The sequence below is a fragment of the Vibrio sp. 10N.261.52.A1 genome (assembly GCF_002876325.1).
In the GTDB taxonomy this organism is placed as follows: domain Bacteria; phylum Pseudomonadota; class Gammaproteobacteria; order Enterobacterales; family Vibrionaceae; genus Vibrio; species Vibrio chagasii.
In genome coordinates, this window is the sequence record NZ_MCYD01000692.1 from 1 (window position 1) to 10852 (window position 10852).

Annotated in this window: 11 protein-coding genes; 2 read left to right on the forward strand and 9 right to left on the reverse strand. The window is 45.2% G+C overall.

Going from position 1 to position 10852, the window contains the following annotated elements:
• Positions 1-74: 74 nt before the first annotated feature.
• The 8 genes from ruvX to metK form a co-directional block, all read right to left on the reverse strand.
• Positions 75-497: a Holliday junction resolvase RuvX gene (gene ruvX, locus BCT81_RS13520; RefSeq protein WP_004738973.1), complete on the reverse strand. Its 423-nt coding sequence runs from the start codon at positions 495-497 to the stop codon at positions 75-77.
• A 60-nt stretch (positions 498-557) separates the two neighbouring features.
• Complete coding sequence (locus tag BCT81_RS13525; protein ID WP_102424749.1) at positions 558-1121, reverse strand: YqgE/AlgH family protein; 564 nt, start codon at positions 1119-1121, stop codon at positions 558-560.
• Positions 1122-1229: 108 nt separating this feature from the next.
• Positions 1230-2180 carry a glutathione synthase gene (gshB, locus tag BCT81_RS13530; protein WP_102424750.1) on the reverse strand — a complete coding sequence of 317 codons (951 nt, stop codon included), beginning with the start codon at positions 2178-2180 and terminating at the stop codon, positions 1230-1232.
• Between the two features lie 9 nt (positions 2181-2189).
• Positions 2190-2921, reverse strand: a complete 732-nt coding sequence (gene rsmE / locus BCT81_RS13535; RefSeq protein WP_102424751.1) for a 16S rRNA (uracil(1498)-N(3))-methyltransferase — start codon at positions 2919-2921, stop codon at positions 2190-2192.
• A 153-nt stretch (positions 2922-3074) separates the two neighbouring features.
• Entirely contained in the window at positions 3075-3806 is a 732-nt protein-coding gene (locus BCT81_RS13540) for an endonuclease (RefSeq protein WP_102424752.1), read from the reverse strand.
• 149 nt (positions 3807-3955) lie between these two features.
• Positions 3956-4456 (reverse strand): SprT family zinc-dependent metalloprotease, encoded by a 501-nt coding sequence (locus tag BCT81_RS13545; protein ID WP_102424753.1) that lies wholly within the window; start codon positions 4454-4456, stop codon positions 3956-3958.
• Between the two features lie 79 nt (positions 4457-4535).
• Positions 4536-5333 (reverse strand): DUF2189 domain-containing protein, encoded by a 798-nt coding sequence (locus tag BCT81_RS13550; RefSeq protein WP_008223581.1) that lies wholly within the window; start codon positions 5331-5333, stop codon positions 4536-4538.
• Positions 5334-5701: 368 nt separating this feature from the next.
• Entirely contained in the window at positions 5702-6856 is a 1155-nt protein-coding gene (gene metK / locus BCT81_RS13555; protein WP_004738986.1) for a methionine adenosyltransferase, read from the reverse strand.
• A 352-nt stretch (positions 6857-7208) separates the two neighbouring features.
• Here metK and tkt point away from each other — a divergent pair, with 352 nt between their 5' ends.
• Positions 7209-9203, forward strand: a complete 1995-nt coding sequence (tkt, locus tag BCT81_RS13560; protein WP_102424754.1) for a transketolase — start codon at positions 7209-7211, stop codon at positions 9201-9203.
• A gap of 77 nt (positions 9204-9280) precedes the next feature.
• Here tkt and BCT81_RS13565 read toward each other — a convergent pair whose 3' ends face one another.
• The gene (locus tag BCT81_RS13565; RefSeq protein ID WP_102424755.1) at positions 9281-9517 is read right to left on the reverse strand and encodes a hypothetical protein; all 237 of its coding nucleotides are present in this window, start codon (positions 9515-9517) and stop codon (positions 9281-9283) included.
• Between the two features lie 203 nt (positions 9518-9720).
• Here BCT81_RS13565 and epd point away from each other — a divergent pair, with 203 nt between their 5' ends.
• The gene (gene epd, locus BCT81_RS13570; RefSeq protein WP_102424756.1) at positions 9721-10770 is read left to right on the forward strand and encodes an erythrose-4-phosphate dehydrogenase; all 1050 of its coding nucleotides are present in this window, start codon (positions 9721-9723) and stop codon (positions 10768-10770) included.
• Positions 10771-10852: the final 82 nt, after the last annotated feature.

The window sequence follows — 10852 nt, forward strand, 5'->3', positions numbered from 1 at the left end:
GAATTGCATCGTCTTTACGGCGAGAAATTCGTGGGGATCACAAATCGGGTTGCTTTTTGCTCACTTAATTTTCGTTAAGAATATTGTGCTTCAAACCAGCTTTCGAGAATGACAACTGCGGACTGGTTATCAACATTTCCTTTACTTAATGCTTTGTAGCCACCCATGTCAAAGAGGTCGGCTCTTGCTTCTGCGGTCGATAATCTTTCGTCATGCAACTCAACATCAACACCAAAACGACCTTTTAAGCGGTTAGCAAATTTCTTTGCTCTTGGTGTGATGGTCTCTAGATCACGACCGTGAAGATCCGTGGGTAGCCCGACGACGATAAGATTTGGTTGCCACTCTTTAATCTGTTTTTCGATATCGTCCCAGTTCGGGATACCGTCTTTAGCTTTAAACGCTTTTAAAGGGCTCGCTGTGCCAGTGATTTCTTGTCCAATCGCGCTGCCGATACTTTTTGTACCGTAATCAAATGCCATAATTGTTCGTGACATGGGGTTTCCAAATTTATCTGTGTTTGAGAGTGTCTGTTTATTTTATTTAGCTGATTTGAGCTAGGCGTGACCAGCGTCTGCTGAAAGCTGAGCGGCATTAATACCTAACATTTGTACCGCAACTTTCCAGCGATCTGAAATTGGCGTATCGAAGATGACTTTAGGGTCGGCCTCAACGGTTAACCATGAGTTCTCGGTCAGTTCGGTTTCCAGTTGTCCCGGTTCCCATCCTGCATACCCAAGTGCGACTAAATAATTCATCGGCTCATCTTCTGTGCCCAACACCATCAAGATATCTTTTGAGGTTGTTACTGAGATTTGGTCAGTCATATTGATGCTGGATTGATAGCTGCCTTTGGGCTTGTGCAAAATAAACCCACGGTCTTCAGCAACCGGTCCACCGTTTAATACCGGCTTATCAAGGCTGGCTTGATTCGGTTTTGGTTGTTCAGATTCAACCTCAACTTGTTTGAGCATACTACCGACAGTGACATCGATGGGAGCGTTAATCATTAACCCCATCGCACCTTCCTCGTTGTGTTCACAGAGGTAGATTACCGAGTTTTGAAAGTACGGATCTTTCATCCCGGGCATAGCGACCAAAAAGTGGTTCGTTAGGTTCATAGAGCCTCCTGCCAGTGTGTTCCCAATAAAGGAAAAGAGCGGCGTAAAGCCGCTCATTCTATCCCTAAGACGTATGTGTGAAGCGCTAGGGCTTTCTTTTAGCTTAGGTTATTTTGCATTAACGCGACGCTCAATTGCATCCATTAATTTGCCCGTTACCGAGATATCGAAAGCGGCTTCGATTTCGCGGATACATGTAGGGCTCGTTACGTTGATTTCAGTTAGCTTATCACCGATGACGTCTAGGCCAACGAAGATTAGACCTTTTTCTTTTAGTGCAGGAGCAACCGCTCTTGCGATCGCCCAATCTGTGTCACTTAGAGGACGTGCTTCACCAGTACCGCCAGCTGCAAGGTTACCTCGAGTTTCGCCTTTAGCAGGGATTCGAGCTAGGCAGTAAGGCATTGGCTCACCGTCAACTACAAGAATACGCTTATCACCGTTGCTGATGTCAGGAACGAAAGTCTGTGCCATCGCGTAGTTTTGACCGTGGTTAGTCAGTGTTTCTATGATCACTGATACGTTTGGATCGCCTTCTTTCACACGGAAGATAGATGCACCACCCATACCATCAAGTGGTTTAAGGATTACGTCGCCATGCTTCTCGCGGAATTCTTTAATTTTCTCCGCTTTGCGAGTCACGATGGTGGTTGGTGTTAGTTCAGGGAACCATGCTGTGAACAGCTTCTCGTTACAGTCACGTAGGCTTTGCGGTTTGTTTACGATCAGTGCGCCATTCTCTTCAGCACGCTCAAGAATGTAGGTTGCGTAGATGTACTCAGTATCAAACGGAGGATCTTTACGCATCAGTACAGCATCTAAATCAGATAGCGCGATAGTCTGTTCTGACTTGAATTCATACCAACCATTTGGATCTTCTTTGAGTTCAACGACCTTAGTGTCTGCAATCGCTACGCCTTGATCTAAGTGTAGATCATTCATTTCCATGTAATGGATTTCGTAACCACGACGCTGAGCTTCAAGCATCATGGCAAAGCTAGAGTCTTTTTTGATGTTAATGGATGAAATTGGATCCATTACGATGCCAAGTTTGATCATTTTTTTCTCCTAGCCTAGATCGCCAAAACGGACTTGTAAGGCAGTAATTGCGGTTAGAGCTGCTGTTTCGGTACGAAGTACACGTGGGCCGAGTAGCGTCTCTTCAAATTTGTATTGTTCTGTCATGCCGATTTCTTCAGCCGACAAGCCACCTTCAGGGCCGATCAATAGGCGTACCTTACTGATAGGTTCTGGAAGGGTATTAATTGAGTATTTTGCACGAGGATGTAAGTTCAGCTTTAATGCTTCACTCGGTTCACTACACCACTCTTCAAGTTGCATGATAGGGCGAATCACTGGAACTGTATTTCGACCGCACTGCTCACATGCTGCGATCGCAATTTTCTGCCACTGAGCGAGCTTTTTCTCGAAGCGTTTAGCATCTAGTTTAACGCCACAGCGTTCTGAAATCAGAGGAGTGATGGTGTTTACACCAAGCTCTACCGACTTTTGGATAGTAAACTCCATTTTGTCACCACGTGAGATCACTTGTCCTAAGTGTAAGTCTAATGGAGATTCACTGCTGCGCTCGATACGCTCAGTCACGTCAACAGTGACACTCTTCTTTGATACTTCAGTGATTGTCGCTGGAAATTCAGCGCCGCTGCCATCAAAAAGAAGCACTTCTTGACCTTCTTTCATACGAAGGACACGACCAACATGACCCGCGGCATCTTCGCCTAAAGCGAGTGAACCTAACTGGTGAATGCGTTCTGGGTGATGGATACGAGGGATTCTCATGCTGGTAAACCTATAAATAGTGTCATTAGGGTATTTTGTCTCTGCCTAACATGGATGCTTTCAGTTGAAAAAACAAGGGTAGAGCAAGAGTTTCAGGGGCAATTCTGAAACTCTTGTTTGAGACGGCTAGGAATGTGGGTTACGCGAGTGGTGCTATTTACAAGCTGGATAAACAAATGGGTTGTGATTCCCTTGGATGGCATAGATACGCTCATCACGAGTACATTCCCACTCATCGACAGGGAACTGCTTGTTCCACGCCATCATCAGATTGGTTTGCTGTTTAGATAGCTTGAAACCATATTCTTGGCTCATGTAAAGATAAGTTCGAGCGATAGAGCCTTTCGCTCTGTCTGGCGGCATCACCTTACGTTGCTTGAAGTTGACCTGCATTTCACACTGACCATAGCTTACTCCATCCATACCATTCCACTGACTGAAATTGTAGTTGGAGCGATCTCCGTTAACCTCACCAATCGCCGGCGTTAAGTTGTGAAGGTCGGCTTCCATGGATTTGAATATTTTGTCATTGCGGGTGCAGTTCTTGCGTCCACCGCCTTGCCAGCATTGTCGCTGGTGGCCAAATTGCCAAGCGGGAACCACGTGTTCCCACTCAATTCGACTGGCCCGTTTTTGTTGCTTTCGCACTTGATAACCACAGCCTGCAAGATCTGGAATGCCTTTCTTTTTGTCTTTCCAAGTAATGTCACAGCCACAATAGAATGAAGTCGGGTGATCAAGGTAAATCTTCACGGCTTCTTTTTTTGCTTTGGAGAATGAGCTTGGTGGAGCGGCGAAAACGCTTTGGGTTACCAGTAGGCCAAATACTATCGATAAGTAAAAAGACACCGATAGGCCAAATGCTTTTGGGGTGGTTTTATACATAGAAAAAGACTGATAAAAGTATGATAAACATCAGTCTAGCACTCAAAGGATGGATTTCTCCATTACATTTCTATCATGAATTCCATTGAGTACAGTTTTCTAAATTGGCGAGGGGCGCGATAAAATAAAGCTGGCGCCGAGTCGGGGAGTTAGCTGAGTTGCGTGCCTGTAAAGGCCAAGGTTTGATTACACTGCTGGCAGCGGTAGCTTGACTGGTTACGTAACACCTTGTTGTGACGTCTGATAGAAAGTGGATAAACCGTGCAGGCACAGCGATACTCAAAGGTTTTTCCTTGCACTGAGGATATCTCAAAGCTATGGGTCGTTTTGGCTGGCACGTTGAATACCTTTTCCATCACGTATTTCCATTCATTCCCGTGAGGTCTCACTCGTCCAAAGACCTGATGTGTGATCAGATGTGCCAGTTCATGAGGCACCACCTCGTTAATGAAGGCATCCTCATTCTCGGCGAAGAGTACATGGTTGAGCTTAATTTCATTGAGCTGAAGGTAGGCCTTTCCTGCCGCTTTACCTCTTAACTTGTAAGTAATGGTCGGGCATGGGAATTCACGAGAGAAATGTTGATTAGCGATAGCTAGGCACTCGGCCAATTTCTTATTTGCTCGATGTTGTTGCGGGGTGTAAGACAAACGTTGTTAACTCCAAAAAAAGGCCTCAGCGTTTAAGCTAAGGCCTCATCATAACATTGCTCGTTATTCTGGCGATAATTTATAGGTGGTGATTCTTCTTGATGATTTCGTGGTAGGCATGCCATGTACCATAACCAAGTAGCGGCATGGTGACGATCATACCAATGCCGTAGGTTGCAAAGCCCACCAGAATACCGGCACAAATAATACTTGCCCATACCACCATTGCTGGGATGTTGGATTTCACTGCATTGAAGCTGGTGAAGATTGCGCTCATCACATCCACGCGTCTCTCCATCATCAATGGAATAGAAAATGCCGAGATGCTGAAGATTAGGCTGGCGATAACAAATCCAATAACAGAACCCGTGATCAAGAAGGGCGCAAACTCTGCTAATGGCGCGCCTTGTACTGATGGATACAAAGCGTGCAATAGAGCGGCGATACGCATCCAGAATATCATCGCGACCATTAATACAATCGCAAAGGCCCACTGGTGAGTCGAGTTGCGAGTAATGGCTTTCATTGAATGGAATAGGCTGGCGTTGTGCCCTTTTTCTCTTTCCCAGGCTGCGTCATACAAGCCCAGAGCAAGAAAAGGTCCTATCAGCATGTACACAATCAAGCTTGGCATCACCACCAAGTGTGTTCCTTGCCATTGGACAAGTTGAACAATGGCGATTGCCGCTCCCATAAAGCATAAACCGTAAAATGCGCTGATTAATGGCATTCTTACTAAGTCATGCAGAGCAAGCGACAACCAATGAAAGGGTGCGGAAATACTGATTTGGTTGCAAGGAATGGTGCGAGCGTAATCCTTATCGCTGACCTTGTGTTTTTTATCGTTCAGTTCGGATGGGTGTGCGGTACGAGGCATAGATCCCCCTAGTTAAATAACGTCCTAGTTATAATTCCATAAGACTCATCGGTGTGGTTTGTATGAGAGTTATGGTGTTGAGCTAAATTGCTCTTTGTCATCCCAGTTTTTGTTCTAGCGTGCATTTAACGAGCGTTATCAGACTGAATTAATTTAAGTTAAATGTGAGCTTGATCGCCTAGGAGTTACCTTAACTATTGTCAGTAGTGTTAGAAAACACAAATTATCAGCGGCTTTTTATACTTAGTGGTTAACGGTAAAGAAGGGCGTTAGAGAAAGAAGTAGCTAGTGAAGGTTCGGTAAGTACATAAAAATAAAGCCCTTACTAAGCAGTAAGGGCTTTAAAGAAACAAATCGCAGTGGCTAAATTATTTTAGGCCAGCGAAGTCAGCAAGGATTGCTGCTTTGTCAGTCGCTTCCCAAGGGAACTCTTCACGACCGAAGTGGCCGTATGCTGCAGTCTGCTTGTAGATAGGCTGAAGAAGGTTCAGCATCTCTTGAAGACCGTATGGACGTAGGTCGAAGTTTTGACGAACTGCTTCAATGATGATTTCGTGCGCTACTTTCTCAGTACCGAACGTTTCAACCATGATTGATGTTGGATCTGCAACACCGATAGCGTAAGACAGTTGAATCTCACAACGGTCAGCCATACCAGCTGCAACGATGTTTTTCGCAACGTAACGTGCTGCGTAAGCTGCAGAACGGTCAACCTTTGATGGATCTTTACCAGAGAATGCACCGCCACCGTGACGAGCTGCGCCGCCGTAGGTATCAACGATGATCTTACGACCTGTTAGACCACAGTCACCCATTGGGCCACCGATTACGAAACGGCCTGTTGGGTTGATGAAGAAGTTCGTGTCTTTGTTGATCCACTCTGAAGGAAGTACTGGCTTGATGATCTCTTCCATTACCGCTTCACGTAGGTCAGGTGTTGTTACTGAATCACAGTGCTGAGTAGAAAGAACAACTGCATCGATACCCACGATCTTGCCTTGGTCGTATTGGAAAGTAACTTGAGATTTCGCATCTGGGCGAAGGAAGTCTAGCTTGCCGCTCTTACGTACTTCAGCTTGCTTTTTAACAAGAAGGTGAGAGTAAGTGATTGGAGCTGGCATTAGGATTTCAGTTTCGTTAGTCGCGTAACCAAACATGATGCCTTGGTCGCCCGCGCCTTGCTCTTTAGGGTCAGCTTTATCAACACCTTGGTTGATGTCTGGAGATTGCTTACCAATTGTGTTTAGAACGGCACAAGAGTCAGCGTCAAAGCCCATATCAGAGTGAACGTAACCAATTTCACGAACTGTTTCACGAGTGATCTCTTCGATATCAACCCATGCAGACGTTGTTACTTCACCGCCAACCATAACCATGCCGGTTTTTACGTAAGTCTCACAAGCAACACGTGCTTTTGGATCTTGTTCTAAGATGGCATCAAGAACAGCATCAGAGATTTGGTCTGCAATTTTATCTGGATGACCTTCTGAAACAGATTCAGAAGTGAATAGGTGCTTAGCCATGAGAGCTCCACTTTTAGTTTTTGGTGTCAATAGTTCATGGCGTCGCAAGCTAGCGCCGCCATTAAATACAGTATATTTTGTAGGTGTTTCTACATCTAGACGTCTATTCTAAATTCCAGCGGTCGAATTACAAGCTCTTTTTTATGATATGCCATAACTAAACGTTTGCGTGTTGGTTGAGATAAGCGGCTGACAAGTGATGTAAATGTTCGAAAATTGCGAAAAATGACCGTTAAAATGCCAGTAAAACGTTTGCAGTCGCAATAGTCGTTTGAGAGAATACCCGCGCTAATTAAAATGAAAACATTAGCACTATCTCTTTTTTAAATCGCTTATGTATCCAGGAGCAGACATGCCTTCTCGTAAAGATCTAGCCAATGCAATCCGCGCACTTAGCATGGACGGTGTTCAACAAGCAAATTCAGGCCACCCAGGCGCACCTATGGGTATGGCTGACATCGCTGAAGTTCTTTGGCGTGGCCACTTGAACCACAACCCAGCAAACCCAGAGTGGGCTGACCGCGACCGTTTTATCCTGTCTAACGGCCATGGTTCAATGTTGATTTACTCTCTGCTTCACCTTGCAGGCTACGAGCTTTCAATTGAAGATCTGAAAAACTTCCGTCAACTGCACTCTAAGACTCCTGGTCACCCAGAGTACGGTTACGCTCCTGGTATCGAGACAACGACGGGTCCTCTAGGTCAAGGCATCACTAACGCTGTTGGTATGGCAATGGCAGAGAAAGCACTGGCTGCACAGTTCAACAAAGAAGGCCATGACATCGTAGACCACTACACTTATGCATTCATGGGTGATGGCTGTCTGATGGAAGGTATCTCTCACGAAGCATGTTCACTAGCTGGTACGCTAGGTCTTGGTAAGCTGGTTGCTTTCTGGGATGACAACGGTATCTCTATCGATGGTGAAGTGGAAGGTTGGTTCTCTGACGATACTCCTAAGCGTTTTGAAGCATACGGCTGGCACGTAATTCCAGCAGTAGACGGTCACGATCCTGAAGCAATCAATGCAGCTATCGAAGCAGCTAAAGCAGACCCTCGTCCAACGCTTATCTGTACTAAAACTATCATCGGTTTTGGTTCTCCAAACAAAGCAGGTACGCACGACTGTCACGGTGCTCCACTAGGCGCTGATGAAATCACAGCAACTAAAGCAGCATTGGGTTGGGAACACGGTCCTTTCGAAATCCCAGCTGATATCGCAGCTGAGTGGAATGCGAAAGAAGCAGGCGCAGCGAAAGAAGCAGCGTGGAATGCTAAGTTTGACGCATACGCAGCGGCTTACCCAGAGCTAGCAGCAGAATTCAAACGTCGTACTAACGGTGAACTTCCAGCACAGTGGGAAGAGAAAGCCAACGCAATCATTGCTGACCTTCAAGCTAACCCAGCAAACATCGCTTCACGTAAAGCATCTCAAAATGCTCTAGAAGCGTTTGGTCAAATGCTTCCAGAATTCATGGGCGGCTCTGCTGACCTAGCGCCTTCGAACCTAACTATGTGGTCTGGTTCTAAGTCTCTAGAAGCAAATGATTTCTCTGGTAACTACATTCACTACGGTGTACGTGAATTCGGTATGACGGCTATCATGAACGGTATCGCTCTGCACGGTGGTTTCGTACCATACGGCGCTACTTTCCTAATGTTCATGGAGTACGCTCGTAACGCAATGCGTATGGCTGCTCTGATGAAAGTTCAGAACATCCAAGTTTACACGCATGACTCTATTGGTCTTGGCGAAGATGGCCCAACTCACCAACCAGTTGAGCAAATGGCTTCTCTACGTCTAACTCCAAACATGAGCACATGGCGTCCATGTGACCAAGTTGAGTCTGCAGTCGCTTGGAAACTGGCTATCGAACGTAAAGACGGCCCAACGTCTCTAATCTTCTCTCGTCAAAACCTTGCACAGCAAGAGCGTAGCGAAGAGCAAGTAGCTAACATCGTGAAGGGTGGTTACATCCTGAAAGATTGTGAAGGTAAGCCAGAGCTGATCCTTATCGCTACAGGTTCTGAAGTTGAGCTAGCGGTTAACGCTGCAGCTGAACTAACAGCTGAAGGTAAGAAGGTACGTGTAGTATCTATGCCTGCAACTGACGCATTCGACAAGCAAGACGCTGAGTACCGTGAATCTGTACTTCCATCTGACGTAACAGCTCGTATTGCTGTAGAAGCTGGCATCGCTGACTTCTGGTACAAGTATGTTGGTTTTGGTGGCAAGATCATCGGTATGACAACGTTTGGCGAATCTGCACCTGCAGGTGAGCTATTCAAGATGTTCGGTTTCACTACTGAAAACGTAGTAAACACAGCAAAAGAGCTTCTTGCTTAATCATTACTTGTTAACAAGCAATGAAAGAAAAACCGAGCTATCAGGCTCGGTTTTTTTAGTAATATACAAATTTTAGGCTATTCTAATTCATTACCCCAATTGTCCAGCTCTTTAGTGCCACATACTTTACATGTCACGTACCTATCCATGTTGTAGTAGTGGCCGCCATTGATAATTGAGTTAGCAAAAAGCTTAATTCTACCGAGTAAACTTTTGTCGGTATCATAACTGCTTGTCTGGCGAACAAGAATTTCACTATGTGGTGTGTCTTTATTGCATGTCTTGCAAAAATGAGTCGCTGGGTATCCAGACATAACCTTTTCCTTTGGTTGAGAAAACTGGGTTAGAAACAGCCGTAGAACTAGGTAAAACTCATCACCTCAATAACTACATTAATCAAAAATGATAATCAATGCTAATAGATTGCTTTTGTCTAGTTAGACAACTCAACTAATGCCTTTTGGGTAGGATTCGGTTATCATCTGTTGCACGAAATTTTGGTTAGATGTACGGAACTATGCTAAAAGTCGCGATAAACGGATTTGGACGAATAGGGCGTAACGTATTACGCGCTGTTTATGAAAGTGGCAAAAGCCAACAAATCAAAGTAGTAGCTGTCAATGAGCTTGCTCAGCCTGACGCTATGGCTCACCTATTACAGTACGATACCAGCCACGGTCGCTTCGGTAAGAAGATCTCCAACGACCAAGAGCACATCTATGTCCATCATGGCATCGGTGTGGAAGATAAAGGTGAGTTTGATACGATTCGTATTTTACATCTTGCTGATATCGAGTTGCTGCCTTGGCGTGACCTCGAAGTGGACATCGTTCTTGATTGTACTGGTGTTTACGGCTGCCGTGCAGACGGCCTTGCACACATTGCGGCTGGCGCGAAAAAGGTACTGTTCTCACATCCGGGAGCTAATGACCTAGACAACACCATTATCTACGGCGTGAATCACGATACTATCGAAGCCGACCACAGAGTCGTTTCTAACGGTTCATGTACCACCAACTGTATCGTTCCTATCATTAAGGTTCTTGATGAAGCCTTTGGCATCGAATCAGGCACCATAACGACCATTCACTCTTCAATGAATGATCAGCAAGTTATTGATGCTTACCACAGCGACCTTCGCCGTACTCGTGCAGCAAGCCAATCCATTATTCCTGTCGATACCAAACTGCATAAAGGTATTGAAAGAATCTTCCCGAAATTTTCTAACAAGTTCGAAGCAATATCTGTGCGTGTACCGACGGTAAACGTAACAGCGATGGATTTAAGTGTCACAATTAATACGAATGTGAAAGTTAATGACGTAAATCAAACCATTGTTAACGCATCTCAGTGTACATTACACAACATCGTTGACTATACTGAAGCGCCGCTCGTATCCATTGACTTTAATCATGATCCCCATAGCGCGATTGTTGATGGTTCACAAACTCGAGTGAGCAATGGCCACTTAGTGAAAATGCTAGTGTGGTGTGATAATGAATGGGGCTTTGCGAACCGAATGCTGGATACGGTTCTTGCAATGCAAGCTTCAGAAGGCAAGAAGTAAGACCTAGAAGCAAATGTGCGGATTATTTATTTTTTAGCTTGAAATAAATGCGAAGTGTCCACATATTATGAGTAGCTAAAGT